The organism is Dyadobacter endophyticus (assembly GCF_014641595.1).
Classification (GTDB): Bacteria; Bacteroidota; Bacteroidia; order Cytophagales; family Spirosomataceae; genus Dyadobacter; species Dyadobacter endophyticus.
In genome coordinates, this window is sequence record NZ_BMIA01000003.1 from 413829 (window position 1) to 438417 (window position 24589).

Here is a 24589-nt window from a genome sequence, read left to right on the forward strand (position 1 = left end):
TCCCAATTCCAAGACTTCGAAGATTATGAAAAATATCAAATCGCTTTTCCCTTCTGCTTGTCTGCTACTCGCATTGTCGCTCGGGTTTGTGTCCTGCAAAGAAGAAGATCCGTTCCTCGACCGCGATGTGGCTCCGGTGTTGGTGGACATCGTAGGAGCACCTTTCGGGGCTCCCATTGCCAGCGAACCGACCGTGGCCTATGCCGCCACCGCTGAAAAATTGACACTTTCGGCAAGGTTACTGGAACTCGACAAGACCAATATTCTGGATCATACCAAAGGCATCGACTCCATTCCCGTTCCGAATTTGGCCATTAAAATCACCCTGCGCACAGGCGCGGTTCTGGGCGAGGTTAGTTCCGATGCACAGGGAGTGGTCAAGCTCGACAAAACCTGGGCGGACCTCGGCGTAACCGCACCAAAAGCCGGCAGCATCATCAAAATATCCTGGTCGGGCAGCCACAAGGGAATTGCATTTACGCGATTCTCGCAAGTACAAGCTAACTAATTGACAAACAAGTCACATAGCCATTTACATTGGCTACATTATTTGTAAATTGAAATAAGGTTTTCACTCCTGAATATTAATCGTCACGTACTTAAACACTTGAACAATGAATCAAAAAATTGACCGTCGGAACTTGTTAAAATCCGGTTTAATGGCATTAGGCGGCATCGCCGTAGCCCCACACCTTACTGCTGGCGCATTCGAAAACACCCCGTTGGCAATGGATCCTGAAAGCCGTATTTACCGCAGCCCAATGGTGAGAGAGCATTTCTTGCCGGCTGATTTCAAAGCGCCCAAGATCATTGCCAAACTCAGTGCCAATGAAAACCCTTACGGCCCGCCCATGTCGGCCCAGAAGGCAGTAGCGGAGTCCGTGAAAAACGGTAACCGTTACGCATGGAAAGAAATGTACGACCTCATCGATAAAATCGCCAAGAAAGAAGGCGTTACAGCAGACCACATTATGATGGGCCCCGGCTCTTCCGATTTGCTCGAAAAAGTGGCATTGGTAACTTTCATGAAAGGTGGCAATATCGTTTCGGCTGACCCTTGCTATATGTCGCTCGTGAGCGTGGCGAAATCGGTAGGTGCTACCTGGAAGCCCGTTCCCTGTACGGCAGACTGGTCGCACGACCTGAAAGCGATGGAAGCAGCCATCGATAAGGATACCAAACTCGTTTATGTTTGTAACCCCAACAACCCGACCGGCGCTATTACCAAAGGCCAGGACCTGCTCGACTTCTGCTCACGCGTTTCCGAAAAAGTACCGGTATTTGTGGACGAAGCTTACATCGAGCTCGCGGTAGGCGCCGATACGCAAAGCATGGTTTCGCTTCTGGCACAGAAGAAAAACGTGATCATCGCCCGTACTTTCTCGAAGATCATGGGAATGGCCGGTATCCGCGTAGGTTACATTGCCGCGCAGCCTGAGTTCCTCGAAGGCATCAACAAAATCACCCGCGGTGGAATGGGTATTTCCTACACGTCGATCTTCGCGGCATCTGCCAGCCTCGACGACAAAGACTTCCAGGGCAACACCCGCAAGCTGAACCACGAGGCAAAAACTTACCTCTACGAAAACCTCGACAAGATGGGTTACAAATACATCCCATCATACACCAACTTCGTGCTCTTCCCGATCAGCATTCCGGGCAAGGAACTGCTCGGTAAAATGACCGCCAAGGGAATCGCCGTACGCTCGTTCGACATCCAGAGCAAACCATGGTGCCGGGTTAGTATCGGTACCATGGACGAGATGAAGGCGTTTGTGGGCGCATTAAGCGCGCTGAGTTAAGCCTTTGAATGCATAACGTTCATGTCATCCTGAACGAAGTCGAAGGATAGTTGCGTCATCGCCTCGTACTTCGACTTCGCTCAGTGTGACAATGTGATTTTGCTTTTGTCAGTCTGAGCGAAGTCGAAGACAGTCCTTACCGCATTTCACTCCTGTTACTACAATACCTCGTTACAACATCATCGCGAAAGCAACACTCCTCTTTAATCTTCGATACACTCCTATTACTCATTAAATATTCCCAACCATGAGTGACGCATTACAAAAAACCATTACGCTGTTATTATTAATTGCTTTGGGATTGTTGCTCAAAAGCAAATTCAAGAATAAAGACCAAACCAACGGCATCAAGGAGATTATCCTCTCCGTGGCGCTGCCCTCAACGATATTTATCTCTTTAATGAAGATCGACATCGATTCGTCGATGTTCGTCATCCCGCTCGTTACGCTTGTTTTCAACTTCCTGATGTTCTTTTCCGCACCGCTTGCATTCGCGTTATTTGGGATAGAAAAAAACAGCCCTACCGGTCGCACATTGATGATGCTCATTCCTTCCTTGGCGCCGGGTTTGTCGTGTTTTCCATTCATCGCGGAGTTTTTGGGTGAAAAAAGCCTCGCTATCGCGGCATTGGCAGATGTGGGTAACAAGTTTTTCGTACTCATTTCGCTTTACATTCTGGCGATGAATATGTTTCTCAAAAACAGCGACGACAAGGAGACCAAAATGGGCGGAAAACTGAAAAGCCTCTTTGCCAGCATGTTCCAGGAGCCGATCAACCTGCTTATTTTCGTCGCCATCATCCTGCTGAGCCTGGGCATCAATTACAGCTCGCTGCCGCCGGTCATCGTAGATATTTTTGATAAAACCAGTGCTATGATGACGCCGCTCGTATTGCTCTTCATCGGCCTGGCCGTGCAACTAAAAGAAGGGAAGAAGCGTATCGTTGCAAGTATACTGTTCTTCCGCGCGGGCATTACGATGCTCATCAGCGCGGGGATGATCTACGTCCTGAACATCAACGACCAGAACATGGTGTTGCTTTCGATCGTGATTCCCCTGAGCGCCGCCAGTTTCTGGCCCCTCGCCCACATTTCCGCGTTCAACCTGCGGGAAGATGCCAAGGCTATGCCGAAGGAGAAAAGAACATTTGATCTGGAACTGGCCGTGTTGTTACTTGCATTCTCATTACCATTCTCAACGATATTAATTTTAGCGATTTTGTCTTCGGGTTCGTTTTTCGCGCATACTTCCACACTCATTACCGCCGGCCTGGTGCTGATTTGCCTCGGCGCGGTACCGAATGTACTCAGCAAGGTATTCGTAAAAATGTCCAAGGCATCGTCATAATCCAACCCATATGAAGGTCCTGACCACCAGTATTTTTTCACTCCTGTCACTTACAGTCGTTGCCCAAACCGAGATCGCGTCCGTCAGCAGCATTCAGTCGCAGGCTACGATCCGGATTTCGAAGAGTACCAAGCGGTGTAAGTATTTCTCGGCCAATGCGCCGGTGACAATGGCCGACGGCAGTCTCAAATCCATCGCCGATGTACGCGTGGGTGAGCATGTAAAGACGTGCAAAGACGGCAAAACGACGAGCACGCAGGTGAGGCAGATCGATGTTTTCAACCAGCCGACTTCACCATTGACAGCCGTGTATTTACGCCCGGCGGAAGGTAATGCGACCTCCGGCTCACCGATCGTACCCGCTTTGTTGCTCGAAGCAACGCCGTACCACCTGGTTCAAACCAATCATGGAAGAAAACGGATGAAAAAGCTGTCGAAAAAGGATATTCTTTACCATTATGAACCGTCCACGGGTATCGTGTCGTCCTGGAAAGTGGGCGCGGTCCAACAGAATGCGAGGCGGGTGAGTAAAGCCTACAACCTCGAGACGGTGGACGGCACTTACCTGGTCGATAATGTGATGGTTGCCAACAACTGATCTTATTATTTGCTCAACAATCCGGTAAAGCCTCGTTCTCGGGGCTTTATTTTTTTGGTCTGCTTCGAAACCTTTTACGACCTTTGCACTTCATTTTTGAGCAGAACAAATACATTGCATATTCCGTGACGGCAAATACCGCTTCATCAACACCCCGCGAATTGGGTTTTACATTTCCGGCCGAATGGGCACCGCACCGCGCCACCTGGCTTACTTTCCCGCATAACGACGCATCGTGGCAAGGAGATAAGCTGTCCAAAATGCGGCCGCAATACCTGGCATTCATCAAGGCGATCAGCCAGGGAGAAAATGTAGGGATAATCGCCAACGACGAAGCATTGAAGCAATTCATCACCGGCGAGCTAGTGAAAACGGGGATTGATCTTGCTAAAATCGAATTTATAGTAAAACCCACCAACGACGCCTGGTGCCGCGATCACGGTCCTTCTTTTGTGGTAAAACCGGAAACCGGCGAAAAAATGATCGTCGACTGGGGGCATAATGCCTGGGGCGGCAAATATCCGCCGTATGACGACGATAACCGGACGCCACGCGCGGTGGCCGAATACCTGAACCTGCCGGTCGTAAACCCGGGCATTATCATGGAAGGCGGTTCGGTGGAATTTAACGGAGCGGGAAGCCTGTTAACGAGCAAATCATGCCTGCTGAACCCCAACCGTAACCCGCATTTGAACCAGGGCCAGATCGAACAGCTACTGTACGATTACTACGGTATCGAGCAGGTTTTGTGGGTGGAAGACGGCATTGTCGGCGACGATACCGACGGGCATATCGACGATACGACACGTTTTGTAAATGAAGATACCATCGTGGCCTGCGTCGAAACCGACCGTAATGATGAAAACTTTGCAGTTTTGAATACCAACCTGCAAATGCTGAAAGAAATGCGTTTGCTGAACGGAAAGCAACCGAACATTATCGAGCTGCCCATGCCGAAAGCCGTCATTATCGACGATTTCCGCACGCCTGGCTCCTATGCCAACTTTTTGATTTGCAATGCAGGCGTTATCGTGCCGGTATTCAACAACCCGCACGACCAGATTGCGATCGATATGCTAGAAAAAGCATTTAATGGCAGGCAAATCATTCCGCTTTTGGCGACGGAGATCATCTGGGGACAGGGCAGCTTCCATTGCCTGAGCCAGCAGGAGCCGCTGATTTAATATAGAAAGCCGGGAAGCCATTGATAAGCTTCCCGGCTTTTCTTTTACATATCCGGTTTCTTACGGGTAATAAGAACCTCTTCCAGCACATATTTCCTCGTAGCGGAAGCGCCATCATCCCATCTGAAATGTAACGACGGCTGCGCGGGGTTGGCATATGCCAGCACGTTGTCTATCAATACGGGCCGGTCGGTAAGCGTGATATTCCCGCCCGATTTCAACACCGTCAGATTGAATTTCTTGCTGCTTAGATTGAGCGTTACGATAATGGTATGCGAAACACCGGTGGGAATGTTGCCCAACACCTGCTCTCCCCCGGAAAAATTCGTCATCATACTCAACTGCCCCGTCTCAGTAATAAACATTCGCGTGATCATCCCCGCCGAGCCATCGGTAACGTCAATGAGCATGCGCTCGCCCGAGCCCGAATGTGTGGCCGTGAACATAAACCACAGGGTCTGGGTAAAATCGGTAGAAATACCTTTAAATGACAGGAACTGATTATGGGCGGTAAGTCCGGGCGTGTTGATCTCCGTGAAAGTAAGCGATTTCTGACCGGCAGTAGCGGAGGCCGTCACCTTAATGCGTGGTTGCAGCTCGGTGCTGTACGTTATTTCGTCGCCCGTGGGGTCGCCGGGAAGGTTCTTGGCGGGAAGCGAACCAATTGTTTCACTTTCAAATTTTGACGTCAGAATTGTTGTCGTCTTGCATGAGGCTAATAACGTCGTTAGCAATAACGCATGGAGAAAAAACTGGATGGTCTTCATAAGTGCATTGAGTTTGGTGTTTGCCAAAAGTAGCACCCTGATTACCTGCATTTCAGCGTATTTATACCCGCCTGATTATCCGGCTTTTGCTACGCATAAAAAGGGAAAACCCCGCATTCAGCCTTGTTACTGTTCTTCAAATTCATACCAGGGCACATTTGTATAATCTTCGCAATGCCATGCTATTAACCGTGAGCTTTGGGAGTGCAGTAGGTAACTTAGTACAAATTACTCCGCATCCGCCAAATTTTCCCAATCGGCACGCTCGTGCAGGAATACATTGTAATCCACAAAGCCGCGGATGCCATCGACCCAGCCTTTTTCGCTATGCTGCCAAAACAACACGTGCGCGTCGGACGCGAGGTCGTTCAGGTGCGTGCGCGAGTAGCCTGCTAACCAGAGCGGGTATTCGTCGAAGTTGCCGGAAATGTATTTTTTATAATAATGCTCATTTACGTAAATAATGGGTTTCACCCCGTAGTGCGCCTCTATGAGCGTTAGCCAGTTGCGGACACCTTTAATGATAATGTCGTCCGGCTTGCCGCCATTCACTTCCAGATCGAGCACAGGCGGCAGGTCACCCGCTTCCATTCTTACCTGGCCGATGAAGTTGTCTACCTGGCGGTCGGACATCACGCGCGGGTTATAGAAATGGTAGGCGCCACGCTTCATCCCGACCCTTTTTGCTTCGGCCCAGTTTCGCTTAAACTGCGTATCGAGGTGTGTTGCGCCTTCGGTGGCTTTGATATAGACAAAATCAATCCCCACATTTTCGGAGCGGGCGCTTTTGAGTTTATCCCAATTGATCTTCGCGTTATGGTGAGAAACGTCGATACCATGCACTTTGTAGCGTAATGGCAGTTTAATGCCGAACTTGCTGATGAACTCCCATTGGTTTTCGTCCGTCCTGTCGTTCCACCAGATCAGCCCGCCAATTACGATCACAATAGCCCCGATAATGGCCCAGCCCTTTGCCGGGAGGGGTTTCAGATAATTTACTTTACTTCCCGAGGAGCGGGTTTTCTTTTTTGTCATACCCTGCAAAATTAAGAAAGATCGTTATTCCCGACATACCGCCACTCATTTTCCCTGGTTACCATTCATGTACTTTGCATTACATAGTACCTAGTATTGCCCATATATTTGAATCAACAAAACGGAATTATTAGCCATCTTTAAAACAACATAGCCATGAAACCTTCAATTAAATCCATCGCAATGACAATGGTAATCGCTGCCACCTTCGCTTTCAACTCTTTCGCAGACGACAAGGAAAGCAAAAAAGCAGCCGCATTCGGAACCGGTATTTTCGCTTCGAACAGTGGTAAAATCCACGTCAATGTTGACAAATACACCGACAATCGGGCAGTGGTGCTGATCAGCAACAAAAGCGGAGAGGTCATGTATCGCGAAACGATCGACCGTAATACTGCCAAGTTCAGAAAAACCTTCAATGTGAAAGAATTGCCTGCCGGCACTTACACGATCGAGGTTTCTGCTAATGGTCAGAAAGCCGAAAAGGATTTTGAAGTAACCGAGATCCGCACCGAACGCCAGATTTCCGTCAAGTAACCAGCCCTATCCAGTAAGCAAAATGGCCAGCTCCGACACCGGGCTGGCCATTTTATTTTGTATTTCAATGCCAAATCAGATCACTACGTTCACGATCCGCTTCGGCACTACGACTACTTTCTTGGCCGGCTTGCCTTCCATCCATTTCTGAACGGCTGCATCCGCCAAAACCTCTTTCTCGATTTCGGCCGGCGGCGTATCCAACGGGAATGTCAGCGAAGCGCGGACCTTTCCATTGATCTGTACCGGATATTCGAATACCGATTCCTGCACATATTTCGCTTCGAACACGGGGAACGCCGCTTTGGAAACCAATCCGGCCTCGTTACCCAGCGCAGCCCACAATTCTTCCGAAATGTGCGGCGCGTAGGGCGAAAGCAGGATTACCAGTTGTTCCAGCACTTCTTTGCTCTGGCACTTCTGGCCGCCCAGTTCATTCACACACACCATAAATGCACTTACCGCCGTATTGAACGAGAAGTTTTCGATATCCTCGCCAATCTTCTTGATCGTTTTATGCAGGGTTTTCAACTCCTCCGGCTTGGCAGGAACGTCTTTGACCTGCCACTGACCGGTTTCGGTATAGAACAAACGCCACAGCTTGCGGATAAAACGGTAGGTGCCGTCGATACCGTTGGTATTCCAGGGTTTCGCCTGATCCAATGGCCCGAGGAACATTTCGTACAAACGCAGGGTATCGGCCCCATAGCGCTCCACGATGTCGTCCGGGTTTACGACATTGAACTTGGATTTAGACATTTTCTCCACTTCCACGCCGCAGATATATTTCCCGTCTTCGAGGATGAATTCCGCATTCTCCCCGGAAATATCATGGCGGGTAGCCTTGAATTTCTCCACATCGAGCACGTCGTTTTCAACGATATTGACATCCACGTGTAATGCAGAAACTTCGTATTGGGATTTCAAACCTGCGCTTACAAATACCGGCCTACTATAATCATCTCCTTTAACCCGATACACAAAATTGCTGCGTCCCTGGATCATCCCCTGGTTGATCAGCTTCTTAAAAGGCTCCTCCTCCTGGACAAAGCCCCGGTCTTTCATGAATTTATTCCAGAAACGGCTGTACAGCAAGTGGCCCGTCGCATGTTCGGTCCCGCCGATGTACAAATCCACGTCTTTCCAGTAACCGATCGCTTCTTTCGACGCGAACTCATTTTCGTTTTTTGGGTCCATGTAGCGGTACCAGTACCAGCTGCTGCCCGCCCATCCCGGCATGGTGCTTAGCTCATAGCCGTTGCCAGAGCCGTGTTCCCAGCCTTGCGCACGGCCCAGAGGAGGCTCGCCGTTTTCCGTCGGCAGGTATTTATCGACTTCCGGCAAATTCAAAGGCAATTCGTTCAAGTCAAGCAAATAAGGTACCGGCTGGCCTTCGCTGTCGTTTTTGTAATAAACAGGCACCGGCTCGCCCCAGTAACGCTGGCGGCTGAACACCGCATCGCGCAGGCGATAGTTGATCTTCCCTTTCCCTATCCCTCTTTCTTCCAGCGAATCGATCAACTTTTGGGTTGCTTCTTTGTAAGTCAACCCATTGATAATACCTGAATTGATATATTTCCCGTCCTTCGTTGCGTCGGCCTGGGTTTCAGTCTCTTTTTGCGCGTCGAGGATCGGGATAATGGGCAAGTTGAAATGCTTCGCGAAGTTCCAGTCGCGCTGGTCGCCGGATGGCACGGCCATCACCGCACCGGTTCCGTAGCCGGCCAAAACGTAATCCGCAATGTAAACCGGCACTTTCTCCCCGCTGAACGGATTGAGCACATACGCGCCCGTGAATGCGCCCGAAACGGTTTTGACGTCCGACATCCGGTCGCGCTCCGATTTCTTCTGCGTCATCGCAATGTACGCATCGATTTCCCCGCGCTGTTCCGCCGTCGTGATCACATCCACCAGTTCATGCTCAGGTGCAATCACCATGAACGTTACACCGTAGATCGTATCGACACGAGTTGTGAATACTTCGATGTAGGGAGAAAGGGAGGAAGGGGAGGAAGGAGTATCCCCTTGTCCCTTTCCTCCATCCTCCCTTTCATCCCAAACTTGAAATTTGACCAACGCCCCAACAGACCGTCCGATCCAGTTACGCTGCTGCTCTTTCAATGACTCCGTCCAATCCACGGTATCCAGCCCGTCGATCAACCGTTGGGCATATGCGGTAATACGCATCATCCATTGGCGCATTAGTTTCTGGATTACGGGGAAGCCGCCGCGCTCCGAAACGCCGTCTTTCACCTCGTCGTTCGACAATACCGATCCCAGGCCGGGGCACCAGTTTACGGTGGCGTCGGCCACGTAGGTCAGGCGGTATTTCAATGTCATTTTATATTTTGCCTCTTCCGACCATCCATTCCACTCTTCGGCGGTGAATGCAGGGGTATCCTCGTCGGCCGGCGCATTCACTTTCGCATTACCTTCCTGCGCAAACTTCGCAGTCAGCGTTTCGATGGGCTCTGCCTTGTCGGTGTCATTGTTGTACCAGCTATTGAACAGTTCGGAAAAAATCCACTGCGTCCATTTGTAATAGCCCGGGTCGGAAGTCCGCACTTCACGGCTCCAATCGTAGCTCAACCCGAGGTTTTTCAACTGCTCGATGTAACGGGTAATATTCTGCTCCGTCGTGATGGCCGGATGCTGGCCAGTCTGAATCGCATATTGCTCGGCGGGCAAGCCGAAGCTGTCGAAACCCATCGGATGCAGCACATTGAAGCCTTTCAGCCTTTTGTAGCGGGAATAGATGTCCGAGGCGATGTACCCCAGCGGGTGGCCCACATGCAGCCCCGCACCCGAGGGGTAGGGAAACATGTCCAACACATAATACTTAGGCAGGTCCGACTCGTTCGACACGCTGAATGTGCCGTTCTGCTGCCAGTAATCCTGCCATTTTTTTTCTATTTCCCGATGACTGTACTCACTCATATCGTGTTAGTTGTTATGTTTTTACCGGGCTACCGGTGTGCATATCCGCCCAGCATCCTGATTATCAGAAGGTAAAGCTTTTGTTTATTTTCTGTTCTCGCAAATAAACCGCAAAAATAGCGTTTTTTGGTCGGATTAAGGTTGTCCGTCATATTATTAGGTCGCGATGACATGCGGGCGCCTTAAGGTGCACCTCCTCGCAACGATGCCGATCTGTGTGAACGGTCCCGTTTTTTTGTAATGCATGGATGCCGAATACAAGGCTATTTCTACTTTTGTGTTTCATTCGTTAAATTGCCTGTAAGCAAAATCGCACAAAATCAGGCTCATATATCAGCACTGTGGCTATTAATCAAGATAATGTAAGACTGGTTTTCGGACTCAAACTCAAACAGCTCCGGCTCGACAAGGGGATGTCGCTCAGCGAACTTTCCCAGAAATCGGGGTTGTCGATCTCCTATATCAATGAAATTGAAAAGGGGAAAAAATACCCGAAATCCGATAAGATCCTTGCATTAGCAGGCGCCATGGATGTCGATTATGATACGCTCGTTTCGTTAAAACTGAGCAAGCGGCTGGAACCGATTTCCGACCTGCTCAGCTCAAATGTACTGACGGAGCTCCCGCTCGAACTGTTTGGAATAGACCCCGCAAACCTGCTTGAAATCCTCTCCGACGCGCCTACCAAGATCAGCGCATTCGTGGGAACCCTCATTGAGATCGCGCGGAATTACAATATGTCGATCGAGAAGTTCTATTTCTCGGCACTGCGGACTTACCAGGAAATGCACGACAACTATTTCGAAGACATCGAACTCGAAGCGGAGCGTTTTCTGACGGAGCATCATGTAGAGCCGGCCCGGCTGCTCGACGAACAGCAGCTCGAAAGCATCCTGAAAGAGCAGTACCATTACACGATCGAGCCTATCAACGAGCGCACAAATCCCGAGTTTGCCACCGTGCGGTCGCTGACGATCACCAATGCAAACGGCACACGGCTTCTGATAAATGCACATTTATCCTCCGTCCAGCGTGCATTTATCTACGGGCGTGAGATCGGATACTTGTATCTCAACCTGAAAAACAGACTACATACGACAGCGCTGGTGGAAGCAGAGTCGTTTGAACAGCTTTTGAACAACTTCAAAGCGTCCTATTTCGGCAGCGCGATCATTATTAAAAGAAGCCTGCTGGTACCAGCCATCGCCGATTTTTTTGCGCAAAAAACCTGGCAGCCCGATAAACTGATCCAGCTTATCCACGATTTCAATACCACCCCGGAGTCATTCTGTTACCGGCTCAGCAATATCCTGCCGCGCTACTTCGGCATTAACCAGATCTTCTTTTCGCGTTTCAACAACTTCGTCGGGCAGAATATCTTCCATATGACCAAGGAAATGCACATTTCCAGGAAGCATTACCCGCACACCGTCCGCGATGAGCATTACTGCCGCCGCTGGGTTGCCCTCACGATCCTGAACGATCTGGGCGAGATTATTCAGGCTAAACAGCCGCCCCGCATCCTCTGCAAAGCGCAAAAATCGACGTACATCGATACGCAGGACCAGTATCTGGTAGTGAGTTTCGCGCAGCCGATGTCGCCGGCCCCTAACCTGAACGTGAGCGTGTCGATGGGTATTTATCTCGACGAGCAGACGCGGGAGAAGCTGGCATTTCTCGACGATCCGGCCCTGACATCCCGCGAAGTAAACCAGACCTGCGAACGCTGTTCACTGTTCGATTGCCGGGAGCGCATTGCCGCGCCGGTAATCCTGCAAAAACGGCACAAGAACGAAGAACTCAGAAAAGCCTTAAAAAGAATGATTAACTAATCATTTTTGGTTACTTATAATATTTAAAGAACGTAAACCCGGGAAAATCTGAACCTTCAATGGGGGTTTCCTGTCAAATGAATGTCTAATAAGTAACCTGCCAGTTCTATTAGAAAAATCTTAGAAATAGGAGGGTGAAATTTTACAGTTCTCTTCTCAACTATCTTTGTTTACTATTTGAAGAAATTGCTATGCCCGGCACTTATGATTTTGAGGACCTCATTTTAAAACTGTCGACGCCGTTTTATATATGTCTGATCGGTCTTGAGATCTTTTTAACACACAAAACACCACACGGAGAGCTGGCCGAACGTCCGGCCTATTCGTTCAGGGATACGTTCACGAATGCAGCCCTCATGCTGCTCAACGGCGGGATCGATCTGCTTTTCCGCGCCGCCTATATAAGCGTATTGATCTGGTTTTACAATTTCTCTTTCGTGGAACCGATCTCAAATCCCGCAATGTACTGGCTCGCGTTGTTCCTCGCCGAGGATCTCGCGTTTTACACATTACATTATGTGGACCACCATTGCCGTTTGTTCTGGGCCGTGCACGTGACGCACCATTCGTCGGAGCACTTCAACCTCACTACCGGCTTTCGGTCGTCGGTTTTCCAGCCGCTCTACCGTTTCATCTACTTCATTCCACTTACGTTGGTCGGTTTCAATCCGGCTGATATTATCGTCATGTACTCCATCACGCAGATTTACGGCATTATCGTGCATACCGAATATGTGGGCAAGCTCGGCTGGCTGGAATACATTTTCGTAACCCCCTCGCACCACCGCGTACACCACGCAAGCAACGTCCGGTATCTCGATAAAAACATGGGGATGTGCCTGATCATTTGGGACCATATTTTTGGCACCTTTCAGGAAGAACTGCCCACCGAGCCACCCCGCTACGGCCTCACCAAGTCGACAGAACAGCAGGGCCTCAGCCAAACCGTTTTCCACGAATGGAAGGCTATCGGGGAAGATTTCAAACAACCAGTGGATTTTAAAACAAAGCTAAAATACCTCCTCAAGGCACCTGGATGGTCTCCGGACGGCTCACGGGAAACGAGTAAGGATTTGCAGAAGAAGCTTGCGGCTATGCCGTCAGCCGTCGGCGGCCAAGAAGAACGTCACTTAAACGCCCCAATCCCCGTAATTTCCGCCCCCAAGATCAGCAAATGAATATCGTGCGTTCCCTCGTACGTGATCACCGATTCGAGGTTCATCATATGCCGCATAATGGGGTATTCACCTGTGATGCCCATGGCGCCGAGGATTTGCCGGGCTTCACGGACTATGTTCAGCGCCATTGCCACATTATTTCTTTTAGCCATTGAAATCTGTACGGTCGTTGCATCGCCTGCGTCCATAAGTTGGCCAAGGCGCCATGCAAGCAACTGCGCTTTGGTAATTTCCGTCAGCATTTCGGCCAATTTTTTCTGTGTCAACTGGAATGCGGCAATGGGTTTGTCAAACTGAATGCGTTCAACGGCATACTTCACTGCTGTTTCATAGCAGTCGATAGCCGCCCCGACAGCACCCCAGGCGATGCCATACCGCGCTTTGTCGAGGCATTGCAATGCGGCTTTCAGGCCGATGGCGCCGGGGAGAATATGCGATTCGGGAATCGATACATGGTCAAAAACCAGCTCGCCCGTCGCACTCGCGCGTAGCGACCATTTGTTATGGATTTCCGGGGTTGAAAAACCTTCCATTCCCCGCTCGACGATCACGCCTTGCACCCTCCCCTCTTCATTCCGCGCCCACACCACACCTACGTGCGCGAAAGGCGCATTGGAAATCCACATTTTGGAGCCACTAAGCACATAACCGCTATCCGTTTTGGCCAAATGCGTCATCATCCCGCCGGGATTCGAGCCATGATCAGGTTCGGTCAATCCGAAGCAGCCTAACCATTCGCCCGAAGCCAGCTTCGGCAAATATTTCCGCTTCTGCTCCTCCGAACCAAAGGCATAGATCGGCCACATCACCAGCGAGCTCTGTACTGAAACCGTCGACCGCATGCCTGAATCACCTCGTTCGATCTCCTGGCACATCAAACCGTAACTGGTATAATCCAGTCCACCCCCGCCATATTCTGCCGGAATAGTGGGGCCAAATACGCCCAGCTCACCAAATTTTGGTATTAAATACAATGGAAACGCTGCTCGCTGGGCAAAATCTTCGATAACGGGCTTGATTTCCCGATCAGAAAAGTCTCGCACAGCCTGCTGAATGAGGCGCTGCTCTTCTGTCAGAAGGTCGGAGATGCTGAAAAAATCGGTCTGGGTCATTGGAAATGAGTCAGGCGTGCATGAGCTTGCCTTTGGCTTTTGGGATCTCTCGACCCAACTCTTTTGCCGTTCTAAGGCATTCGTCGATCGCTGTTTGCACATTGGCTAGCGCCTCGCTCTGTGTTGCGCCATCAGCCATACATCCCGGAAGCTCGGGGACTTCAACAAGAAAAGACCGATCCTCCTCGCTCCAATACATAATCAATTCATACTTACTGTTCATAGCTGAAAAGTTTGTATTCTAAAATAATTGCCCTGACCTGCTTAACTTGATAGGGTTTCGCCTTGCTACCCAAAGGCTGAATATTTACAATTTCTGAAATATTCTCCTTATAAAAAATTCTATGGCTGCCTGAACCTATCCCCCAAACACCTTCTTCACATAAACCAAATCCTCCTTATGCGCCTGCAAGCCGTCCATCGTCTTGGGCGAAGTTTTTTCCAGGCATTGCTCCAAAACCAGATGCGGTTTTACGCCCAGGCCGTCGAGCGCCTGTACCAATCTTGGATAGTCGATATCCCCTTCCGTGAACGTCTCCTGCCAGATACCATCTTTCGATTGCCGTAAATGCAGCTCGGCAATGCGTTTGCCGTACAATTTCACAATATCAAACAATGCCACCTGCGAATTGCCGGAACCGCGGTAAATCCAATGCACGTCGAGGCATAGCGATACGTTCCTGGGATCGGTGGCTAGCAGCATATGATGAAACTCCCGTGCGGCTGCACGCAGCTCCACGTCGTGCGTGTGATATGCGAGGGTGATCCCCCGCTTTTTCAACTCCGCACCGAGCTTATCGAGGTTTTTCGCCTGCTCGGTCAGTTGTTCGTCGGATTTATTCTTGTCACTTCCCCATTGAATAGGATTAGGGTTTGTCACGATGATTTTCGTATCCGCAGGTTTGAGTGCATCCGCGATCGCCAGCACAGACCCGATCGATTTGGACGCTTCCCCTGTTTCGTGCAACGAGGTATTGACGTACACGGAGGGCATCGCGAGCCGGTATTTTTTGAGTACTGGCAACAGTTTGGGCACCTCGTCGGCGTTGTTGAATGCAGGCTCGTAGGCTTTCAGACCCGTCTGGGCAAATTCCGCGAGTGACGCATCCGGGTCCTTGCCCCAATCTTTACCATCACGGGCGTAAAAAGTGATCCACGAATATTGGTTGCACGATAACGGCAGCGCAGCGGCGTTTTGCCCGGCACGGGCAGCTTCGGAAAGCACTGCGGCCCCGGCGGAAACAGCCAGCGTGTTCAGGAATTGGCGGCGGTTTTGCGACATGGTTACACGGGTTTGGAAGTTTGCTTGATTGTCGTCTTCCATAAAAGGAGGACGAGTTGGTTTGTTACCCGGCGAGCGGGAATGGACAGGGGGTGTCGGAGATGGTAATGTGTTATAGGGAATGATCAGAAGTTGCCGCGTGCGTTCAGAAATTGTCTGCTGTGAAAGTATGCATACATTTGTGGCATTAAAGGATAAATCCCTTTCCATCATATGCATCATACGCTTCAACTGACACTGGCGCCGGAAATCGCGCTGGACGACGACAATTTCCGCCGATTTGTAATTCAGAAACTCCGCCTGCGCGAAAGCGACAACCCGTTTATTCGTAAAACACGCCAATCGATTGATGCCCGTAGCCGGCAGGTAAAAATTAATGTTCAAGCCGAAGTCTATGCCGGAGAAGCCCCACCCGCCTTGGTAGGTACACGCATTGTGTACCCGGATGTGAGCAAGCGCCCGCAGGCATTGATCGTCGGTTGCGGACCGGCCGGAATGTTTGCCGCATTGCGGCTCATTGAACTGGGTATCAAGCCTGTTTTGTTTGAGAGAGGAAAAGATGTGCGTACGAGGCGGCGCGATCTGGCGGCTATTAACAAGGAACATTATGTCAACCCGGAATCGAACTATTGCTTCGGGGAAGGTGGCGCCGGAACTTATTCGGACGGCAAACTTTACACCCGGTCCAACAAACGCGGCGATATTCGCAGGGTGCTGGAAATATTCGTCGCACACAGCGCCAGCGAGCAGATATTAATTGACACGCACCCGCATATCGGCACCAACAAGCTGCCGGTTGTCGTTTCCGAAATGCGCGAAAGCATTTTGAAAGCAGGTGGGGAAATTCATTTTGACACCAAAGTCACCGACCTCATTGTCAGCGATAACCGCATTACCGGTGTGGTTACCAATGACAAAGATGAGCATACAGGCATCGGCGTCATATTGGCCACAGGCCATTCGGCCAGGGATATTTACGAACTGCTGCATGCCAAAAACATTCTTATCGAAAGTAAGTCGTTCGCAATGGGCGTCCGGATCGAACATCCGCAAAATACGATCGATAAAATCCAATATCACTGTGAAACCGATCGCGGCCCGTATTTGCCGGCGGCGTCTTACAGCCTGGTGACGCAGACCCACTATAAAGGCGTACAACGGGGTGTTTTCTCGTTCTGCATGTGTCCGGGCGGGTTCATTGTACCGGCGGCCACTGCGCCCGGCGAGGTGGTCGTAAATGGCATGTCGCCCTCGCGCCGCGACTCGCCCTATGCCAACTCGGGCATGGTCGTAACCATCGAGGAAGCGGATCTTGCACCCTACAAAGATTACGGCCCGATGGCAGGCTTGCAACTTCAACGCGAACTGGAACAAGCCGCTTGCAAACTCGGAGGAGCCACACAAACTGCGCCGGCGCAACTGGCGGTTGATTTTATTAAAGCCCGTACCTCCGCCCACCTGCGTGAAACTTCTTATCAGCCCGGTCTGCAATCCGTCGATTTATACGACGTGCTTCCCGGCCATATTGCATTCCCGTTGCGCGATGCATTGTCGGATTTTGGTCGTAAAATGCGCGGTTACCTCTCCGGCGATGCCCAGCTGATCGGCGTCGAAAGCCGCACTTCCTCCCCCATCCGCGTCCCCCGTGAGCGTGAAAGCTGCGAGCACCCTGAAATCAAAGGTTTGTTCCCTTGCGGCGAAGGTGCGGGATACGCAGGCGGCATTATGTCGGCAGCCATGGACGGCGAAAGATGCGCAGAGCAGCTTGCGAAGCTGTATGCCGGAGCGCCGGCCTAGACGGTTACAATCGACGTAAGTAATTGTTATATTTGCATACATTGATTGCAACAATTATCACACACTTGTTATGCCTGAAATTTTCAGAATGTTCGGCATGAAGTTTTTCATTTATAGCCTGGAACATCTACCGTCCATATTCATGTCAGGAATGCAGACGGAACTGCCAAGTTCGAGAAGATTTGAGCCTCGAAAGCTTTTTCGACTTCAAAAGAGTGCTCAACTACGCAAAGATTTAGGTTTCGTACGTTAACTTAGGCGTAATGTTCTGCCACCTAACTCTTCAACACCTCAGCCAACATGGCCCCATTGGAATCATTTTCCTCTTTTACCGAACAATTAACCCAAAAATTGAAGTATCCGCTACCTGGTGAGACGGCCCACCAGGTGATGCAGGCTTCCTCCCGGCTTCGACTGACTTTCAAACCCAATGCCCGCACACGCAAAAGTGCCGTTCTCATCCTTTTTTATCCCTACCAGAACCAAATTTACTTCCCGCTGATCCTCCGGCCAGCCTATGACGGCGTGCATAGCGGGCAGGTCGCATTCCCTGGCGGGCGTTATGAGCTGAGCGATGAGAATCTGATCCGCACTGCCTTGCGGGAGGCGCAGGAAGAGATCGGTCTTCGGCTGACGGATGTCAAAATCCTGGGTGCATTAACGGAGCTTTTCATTCCTGCGAGTAACTTCCATGTGCTGCCGGTAGTGGCCGCGATGCCCTACCGTCCCGACTTCTATCCCGACGCGCGAGAGGTAGAAGATATTTTTGAGATCAAACTCGAAGAAATTTCTGATATTAATATTATCGGTTCGAGTGACATCCAAATACGTGGAGAACAGGTACATGCGCCGCATTATATGGTCCAGGGTTACAAAATTTGGGGTGCTACGGCCATGATGGTCAGTGAGCTACTGGCTGTGCTGAATGCGCCGGACAACTAAGTTTTATTGCTTAAATTGCTATATTAGCAGTTAATTCAACCTGATCTTCCGGTAAACTTCACCCTGTTTCCTTCTTTTTGAATGAGCCAGTCCCCCAATGAAGACCGGGAAGCGGATGGCTGATCAATTTTTTCTGGATACTTAAAACCTGGTTCCTCCTGCATTTATGGACGAAAACGGAGCTGCGCCCGACGTAGAAGATAGCGGATTGCATGATAAACTGCCCATTTCGGGCTTATACGAAAACTGGTTTCTTGATTATGCCTCTTATGTAATTCTGGAACGTGCCGTTCCGGCGATCGAAGACGGTCTGAAACCCGTTCAGCGGCGCATTATGCACGCGCTCAACGAGATGGACGACGGCCGCTTCAATAAAGTGGCCAATGTCGTAGGCTCGTCCATGCAGTACCACCCGCATGGAGACGCGTCTATTTACGACGCGATCGTCAATATCGGGCAAAAGGAACTGTTGTTCGATACGCAGGGTAACTGGGGCGATATCCGCACTGGCGACGGCGCTGCGGCGGCACGTTACATTGAGGTCCGGCTGTCGCGCTTCGGAAAGGAGATCGTTTTCAACGACGACACTACCGAATGGCAGCTTTCCTACGATGGCCGCAAACGTGAGCCGATCACACTGCCGGTCAAATTCCCGCTGCTGCTTTCGCTGGGCGTGGAAGGTATCGCGGTAGGTTTGTCGACCAAAATACTCCCGCACAACTTCTGCGAGCTCATCGAGGCCTCCATCAGCATTCTGCAAGGCAAAGACGTGACTATTTACCCTGATTTTCTCACCGGCGGCCTTGTCGATGTTTCCAACTACAACGACGGCCATCGGGGCGGAAAAGTGCGGGTACGTGCCAAAATCGAAGAAGAGGATAAGAAGATGCTCGTCATCCGGGACATTCCTTTTGGCACCACTACTACTTCCCTCATCGAATCGGTCATCAAAGCGAACGACGCGGGGAAAATCAAGATCAAAAAAGTGGTGGATAACACGGCGGCGGATGTGGAGATCCAGGTCCATCTCGCACCCGGTGTTTCGCCCGATATTACGATGGACGCCCTGTACGCATTTACCGAATGCGAGGTTTCCATTTCGCCGAATGCGTGTATTATCATCGCTGAAAAGCCGCATTTTGTCGGCGTAACCGAGATTTTAAAATACAACACCCAGCAGACCGTCCATCTCTTGCAGCGCGAGCTGGAAATCAAGCGGCTGGCATTGCTGGAAAAGATACTCTACGGCTCGCTCGAAAAGATCTTCATCGAAAACCGCATTTACCGCGACATCGAGGAATGTGAAACTTTCGAGGCTGTGATCCGGACCATCGACAAAGGTTTGGAACCTTACAAACCACAGTTTTACCGTGAAATCACCGACGATGATATTGTGGAGCTCACCGAAATCCGCATTAAACGTATCTCGAAGTACGATGGCTTCAAGGCCGACGAGCTGATGCGCAAATGGCAGGAGGATTTGGCGGAAACCGAGGACAACCTGGCACATATCACCCGTTTCGCGATCGAATATTTCAGGGATTTGTTGAAAAAATATGGCAAAGGCAGAGGCAGAAAGACCGAAATCCGTGCATTCAACCAGATCTCAGCGAATATCGTGGCCGCCAATAACCAGAAACTGTACGTCAACCGGGCGGAAGGTTTTATCGGTTACGGCTTGAAAAAAGACGAATACGTGATGGATTGCTCGGATATCGACGACGTGATCGTATTCCGCGGCGATGGTCGTTGTGTGGTCACAAAAGTACAGGACAAGGTTTTTGTAGGAAAAGACATTATCCACTGCGCTGTTTTCCTTAAAAATGATGAAAGGAAGGTCTATAACCTGGTGTATGTCGACGGCAAAACCGGCGTATCCTACGCCAAGCGCTTCCAGGTAACGGCTGTCACCCGGGACCGCGAATATGACCTCACGCAGGGAACGCCGAAATCGAAGATCACGTATTTCACGGCGAACGACAACGGTGAGGCCGAAATCATTACGGTTAATCTCCAAGCCCAAAGCAAAGCGAAGGTCAAGCAGTTTGACTATAATTTCGCCGAACTATTGATTAAAAACCGAAGCGCGATGGGTAACATCCTGACCAAATATCCCGTCCGGAAACTTACCCTGAAACAAGCCGGCCGCTCGACGCTTGGCGGTGTGGATATGTGGTTCGACCCAATCATCGGCCGCCTGAACCGCGACGAGCGCGGCGAATACCTCGGCAATTTCGGCCCGACCGACAATATCGTCGTCATTTACAAAGACGGCAGCTACGAGCTCACGAACTTCGACCTGACCAACCATTATGAGCCGCACGAGGTATTGCTGGTCAAGAAATTCGACACCAAGCTACCGATTACCGCCATTTATTATGATGCGGGCCAAAAACAGCATTTCATCAAAAGGTTCAACATCGAGACCTCTTCGCTGGACAAGAAATTCCTTTTCATCAGCGATTCGAAAAACAGCAAGCTGATCCTCGCCAGCACGGATATTCGTCCGCGACTGGAAATCGTTTATCCCAAAACAGCTCAAAAAGAGCAAAGCACCGAGGAATACCTGGTAGAGGAAATGGTCGATATCCGCGGATGGCGCGCGCAGGGCAACCGCATCCCGAACGACAAGTTCAAGGACATTCGCTGGCTCGAACCGCTCACAGTACCCGTGGAAGAGCCTGAGGTCGTGGCAGGCGATCCGGCGGCCGGCGATCCGGCGGCCGGCGATCCGGTATCAGAGGAAGTCGCCGACGAATCTGCCGACGATGCGGCGAATGCTTTCGAAGAAAATACTGTTGATTTGGAAGAGGATGAAGATGGTGGCGATTCATCAGATGACGCGGATTCTGAACCCAAAGGCGAGCCAAAGCCAAAGAAAGAAGGCAAAAAAGGTTCTGACCCAAAAAGTCAACTAGGGCTGTTCGAATGACCACCGGCTGAACCGGTAGCTAATCCACAAGCAACAAAAGTACCCGCCGATCGCGTACATCAGATTTAAACGCCGATGTACGCGATGCGGCAGAATTTCCAGGAACTGAAAATTCAAAAAGGCAACACGCGTACAGGTGAAAAAATTGATCAAAATCATATTAGCCTTATTATTTGCCTGCATGGTTTTCATCCTGCTTTGTAATTTCTGGGTAGTGTATTGTACGCGGCAATACTCCTATTTCTCGATCGAAAACCTGCCACCGAACGACGTGGCGCTGGTGTTGGGTACGAGCAAAAAGTCGGAGAAAGGAGGCGAAAACCTTTTTTTCAAATACCGTATGGAGGCCACCGCCAGGCTTTTCAAGGAAGGAAAAATCAAATACATCATCCTCAGCGGAAACAACGATTCGCAATACTATAATGAGCCGCTGGATATGCAGCGTGCGCTGCTGAACCTGGGCATTCCGGAGAATGTGATGACCCTCGATTACGCCGGTTTCCGCACGTTCGATTCGATCATCCGCTGCAAAGAGGTGTTCAATCAGGACAATTTCACCATCATTTCCCAGAACTTCCATAACGCCCGGGCGCTATATATTGCGCATAACGAAGGCATTAACGCCATTTCTTTCGCCGCGCAGGATGTTCCCGACGGCTATTCCTTTCGTACGCTCATACGTGAGTACCTTGCACGCCCGAAAGCCGTGCTCGACGTTCATATCCTGCGCCCGGCAGCGGATGTTACTTCTAATATCCAAATAGGCAAAAATGAGCATGAGGAATGAGGCCGCGCCGGAACATAGCCGCCCTGATCTTTCTCGTTGGCCTCTTTTGCACGAAAGGCTTCTCGCAAACGACTTATACCATTAAAGGCCGGATTACCGATGCCTCCACGGGTGACCCTATTCCCTTTGCGAACCTCGGCATCCGCGCGCAGCTCGGCGGCACCACGACCAATTTTGATGGCATCTACGAGCTGAAATTCACTCCTCCTGCTGATTCTGTGACTGTGACGTACGTGGGATACACGAGCCGCAGCAAGGCCATCATGCCCAATCTGCCCGAACAGGTGATCGACATCCAGCTTTCGCCCGGGACCACGCAGCTACGCGAGGTTAAAATCCTGGCAGGCGAAAACCCAGCCTACGCAGTAATGCGAAAGATTGTGGCACGTAAGAAGGCCAACAATCCCGATGAACTGACGGCATACGAGTACGAAGCTTACAATAAGATCCAAATCGATATCGATAACCTTTCGAAGGGGTTCAGAGACCGCAAGTCGGTCAGGAAAATGACCCATGTGCTGGAAAAATTCGACGAGGTGAAGGGAGAAAATGGGGAAACAATTATCCCGATCTTCATTTCCGAGTCCGTTTCCGGCGTTTTTTACCGCCGCGATCCGCAGAAAAAGAAGGAGGTCATCAATAAAACAAAGGTTTCGGGTGTAGGGCTGACCGACGGCAGCGTCGTTTCCCAGCTTATCGGCTCTACATTCCAGCAATATAATTTTTATAACAACTGGCTGAATATCCTGCAAAAAGACTTCGTTTCGCCCATTTCCGACAACTGGAAACTCTATTACGAATATTACCTGGCCGATAGCGTCGACAATGGCTCGGGCTACGATTACCACATTGAATTTGAACCGCGGCAAAAGCAGGACCTCGCATTCACGGGCTCACTGTGGGTCGACGGGCAGACATTCGCATTGACGCAGATCGATGTGAGCGTCGACAAGCGGGCAAACCTCAACTACATCGACCGCATCAAAATCCAGCAGTCTTACGAATTATCGGAGGATGAAAAGAGCTGGCTGCCGCAAAAAACCCGCGTATTGATCGATGTGGCCGAGCCTGCCCCGCAAGCCGCTGGTATGCTGCTGAAATTCTATTCAGCCCAATCCAAATACAAGATTAACTCGCCGCGCGACAGCCGGTTTTACGACACGGCCATTGAACTAGCCGAAAATTACCGCGACCATGATTCTACTTACTGGGCAAAAAACCGCCCGGAAGACCTGACTCCGACGGAAAAACTGACTTTTGAACTGATCGATTCGCTGAAAGCCCTGCCGGTTGTTAAAACCTATACCGAGCTCCTCAACATTTTTGTCAACGGCTACAAAAGGATCGACAAATGGAATATCGACGTGGGGCCGTATCTGTTTTTATATGCCAATAATAAAGTAGAAGGCCACCGTTTCCGTCTCGGCTTCCGAACCGATCCGGGATTTAGCAAAAAATGGATTTTCAGCGGCTACGGCGCGTATGGCACGCGCGACCACGACTTCAAATACGGCGGCGGGCTCGACTACATCATCAGCAGAAAGCCCTGGACAATGGCCGGCGTTTCTTATTCGAAAGACCTGGAACGGCTGGGTTTGTCCCCCGAAGCGATCGGCCCCAGCACTATTTTCGGTGCATTATCGCGGTTCGGCGCATTCCGGCGTCCATACTGGCAGCAGGATATCTCCGCCTATTTCAAAAGGGAAGTCGTGAAAGGGCTTACCGGCAGTGTGCAGCTCCGTCACCGCACCTTTGACCCGCTCTTTGCATTCACCTACCGCACAGATCCGGCAGCCGGTGAAGATTCCCCTATGAAGAGTGCGTTCGACATTACCGAAGTAAATTTCGAAGCGCGGCTCGCTCAGAAAGAGACCTTCTTATTGAATGATAATGAACGAATTAGCATGGGGAATGGCAACTCGCCCGCATTTACGCTGCGCTACACGCATGGCTTCAAACATTTGCTGGGCGGGGATTTCAATTATAACAAATTTTCCTTCAATATCCGGCAAAGCTTCCGCGCGGGGGTGATCGGACGTACCTATTACAATGTTACGTTCGGCTATATTCCTTCCATCCTGCCCTACCCGCTGCTTTATACACCGCTGGGCAACGAATCATTCTTTTATGTGGAGAATGCGTTTAACCTGATGCGCTATTTCGAGTTTATCAGCGACCGGTATTTCGCCTTGCGTATGGAGCACAATTTCGAAGGGTTTATATTAAACCGCATTCCGGCTATCCGGCGGCTGAAACTGAGGATGCTGGCTACGGGAAGGTTGTTCTACGGGAGTATCAGCCATGCCAACGAGACGCTTACCACCACTACCGACGAGTCGGGCAAGCAGGTACTGGCATTCAACCGGTTAAATTCAAAACCTTATATCGAACTCGGCTACGGGATCGATAACATTTTCCGCACCGGGCGCGTCGATTTCATTCACCGGCTGACCTATCTGGATAACCCGAATGTGACACCATTTACTGTGAAAATTTCCTTCTGGTTTAAATTGTAGGGA

At 50.5% G+C, this 24589-nt stretch carries 19 protein-coding genes; 13 read left to right on the plus strand and 6 right to left on the minus strand.

Annotated elements, in window-relative coordinates:
* Positions 1–25 precede the first annotated feature (25 nt).
* The 5 genes from IEY24_RS21445 (at position 26) to IEY24_RS21465 (ending at position 4932) form a co-directional block, all read left to right on the plus strand.
* The gene (locus IEY24_RS21445) at positions 26–508 is read left to right on the plus strand and encodes a hypothetical protein (protein ID WP_188935879.1); all 483 of its coding nucleotides are present in this window, start codon (positions 26–28) and stop codon (positions 506–508) included.
* Between the two features lie 106 nt (positions 509–614).
* Entirely contained in the window at positions 615–1802 is a 1188-nt protein-coding gene (locus IEY24_RS21450) for a pyridoxal phosphate-dependent aminotransferase (RefSeq protein WP_188935881.1), read from the plus strand.
* Between the two features lie 247 nt (positions 1803–2049).
* On the plus strand, positions 2050–3150 hold the full coding sequence (locus tag IEY24_RS21455; RefSeq protein WP_188935883.1) for an AEC family transporter: 1101 nt from the start codon (positions 2050–2052) through the stop codon (positions 3148–3150).
* 10 nt (positions 3151–3160) lie between these two features.
* A complete protein-coding gene (locus IEY24_RS21460) occupies positions 3161–3748 on the plus strand; it encodes a Hint domain-containing protein (protein ID WP_188935885.1) in 588 nt (195 codons plus the stop codon).
* Positions 3749–3873: 125 nt separating this feature from the next.
* Positions 3874–4932, plus strand: coding sequence for an agmatine deiminase family protein (locus tag IEY24_RS21465; RefSeq protein WP_188937305.1), 1059 nt, complete (start codon positions 3874–3876; stop codon positions 4930–4932).
* A gap of 44 nt (positions 4933–4976) precedes the next feature.
* Here the strand turns inward: IEY24_RS21465 and IEY24_RS21470 are convergent, their stop codons facing one another.
* Together IEY24_RS21470 and IEY24_RS21475 are read right to left on the minus strand one after the other, a co-directional pair.
* Complete coding sequence (locus tag IEY24_RS21470) at positions 4977–5699, minus strand: hypothetical protein (RefSeq protein WP_188935887.1); 723 nt, start codon at positions 5697–5699, stop codon at positions 4977–4979.
* Between the two features lie 228 nt (positions 5700–5927).
* The gene (locus IEY24_RS21475; protein ID WP_188935889.1) at positions 5928–6734 is read right to left on the minus strand and encodes a glycoside hydrolase family 25 protein; all 807 of its coding nucleotides are present in this window, start codon (positions 6732–6734) and stop codon (positions 5928–5930) included.
* 156 nt (positions 6735–6890) lie between these two features.
* On the opposite strand from IEY24_RS21475, the gene IEY24_RS21480 reads away from it, so the two are divergent.
* Positions 6891–7271, plus strand: a complete 381-nt coding sequence (locus IEY24_RS21480; RefSeq protein ID WP_229222835.1) for a T9SS type A sorting domain-containing protein — start codon at positions 6891–6893, stop codon at positions 7269–7271.
* A 75-nt stretch (positions 7272–7346) separates the two neighbouring features.
* Here IEY24_RS21480 and leuS read toward each other — a convergent pair whose 3' ends face one another.
* Positions 7347–10208, minus strand: coding sequence for a leucine--tRNA ligase (leuS, locus tag IEY24_RS21485; RefSeq protein ID WP_188935891.1), 2862 nt, complete (start codon positions 10206–10208; stop codon positions 7347–7349).
* Between the two features lie 341 nt (positions 10209–10549).
* On the opposite strand from leuS, the gene IEY24_RS21490 reads away from it, so the two are divergent.
* On the plus strand, positions 10550–12040 hold the full coding sequence (locus tag IEY24_RS21490; RefSeq protein ID WP_188935893.1) for a helix-turn-helix domain-containing protein: 1491 nt from the start codon (positions 10550–10552) through the stop codon (positions 12038–12040).
* Positions 12041–12231: 191 nt separating this feature from the next.
* Positions 12232–13218, plus strand: a complete 987-nt coding sequence (locus tag IEY24_RS21495; protein WP_188935895.1) for a sterol desaturase family protein — start codon at positions 12232–12234, stop codon at positions 13216–13218.
* Here IEY24_RS21495 and IEY24_RS21500 read toward each other — a convergent pair.
* The 3 genes from IEY24_RS21500 to IEY24_RS21510 all read right to left on the minus strand — a co-directional run bounded on the left by IEY24_RS21500 (position 13167) and on the right by IEY24_RS21510 (position 15612).
* Complete coding sequence (locus IEY24_RS21500; protein ID WP_188935897.1) at positions 13167–14330, minus strand: acyl-CoA dehydrogenase family protein; 1164 nt, start codon at positions 14328–14330, stop codon at positions 13167–13169. The two genes, IEY24_RS21495 and IEY24_RS21500, sit on opposite strands and share 52 nt — an antisense overlap.
* A 10-nt stretch (positions 14331–14340) precedes the next feature.
* Positions 14341–14553, minus strand: coding sequence for a type II toxin-antitoxin system HicB family antitoxin (locus IEY24_RS21505; RefSeq protein ID WP_188935899.1), 213 nt, complete (start codon positions 14551–14553; stop codon positions 14341–14343).
* 135 nt (positions 14554–14688) lie between these two features.
* Positions 14689–15612 (minus strand): sugar phosphate isomerase/epimerase family protein, encoded by a 924-nt coding sequence (locus IEY24_RS21510; RefSeq protein WP_188937309.1) that lies wholly within the window; start codon positions 15610–15612, stop codon positions 14689–14691.
* Positions 15613–15825: 213 nt separating this feature from the next.
* Between IEY24_RS21510 and IEY24_RS21515 the strand changes: the two genes are divergently transcribed.
* The 5 genes from IEY24_RS21515 to IEY24_RS21535 all read left to right on the plus strand — a co-directional run bounded on the left by IEY24_RS21515 (position 15826) and on the right by IEY24_RS21535 (position 24586).
* Positions 15826–17409 carry an NAD(P)/FAD-dependent oxidoreductase gene (locus IEY24_RS21515; protein ID WP_188935900.1) on the plus strand — a complete coding sequence of 528 codons (1584 nt, stop codon included), beginning with the start codon at positions 15826–15828 and terminating at the stop codon, positions 17407–17409.
* A 300-nt stretch (positions 17410–17709) separates the two neighbouring features.
* Entirely contained in the window at positions 17710–18351 is a 642-nt protein-coding gene (locus IEY24_RS21520) for an NUDIX hydrolase (protein ID WP_188935901.1), read from the plus strand.
* Between the two features lie 166 nt (positions 18352–18517).
* Positions 18518–21283 carry a DNA gyrase/topoisomerase IV subunit A gene (locus tag IEY24_RS21525; RefSeq protein ID WP_188935902.1) on the plus strand — a complete coding sequence of 922 codons (2766 nt, stop codon included), beginning with the start codon at positions 18518–18520 and terminating at the stop codon, positions 21281–21283.
* A 181-nt stretch (positions 21284–21464) separates the two neighbouring features.
* Positions 21465–22070 (plus strand): SanA/YdcF family protein, encoded by a 606-nt coding sequence (locus tag IEY24_RS21530; protein ID WP_188935903.1) that lies wholly within the window; start codon positions 21465–21467, stop codon positions 22068–22070.
* Positions 22067–24586, plus strand: coding sequence for a DUF5686 and carboxypeptidase-like regulatory domain-containing protein (locus tag IEY24_RS21535; RefSeq protein WP_188935905.1), 2520 nt, complete (start codon positions 22067–22069; stop codon positions 24584–24586). The genes IEY24_RS21530 and IEY24_RS21535 overlap by 4 nt, the downstream gene beginning before the upstream one ends.
* Positions 24587–24589: the final 3 nt, after the last annotated feature.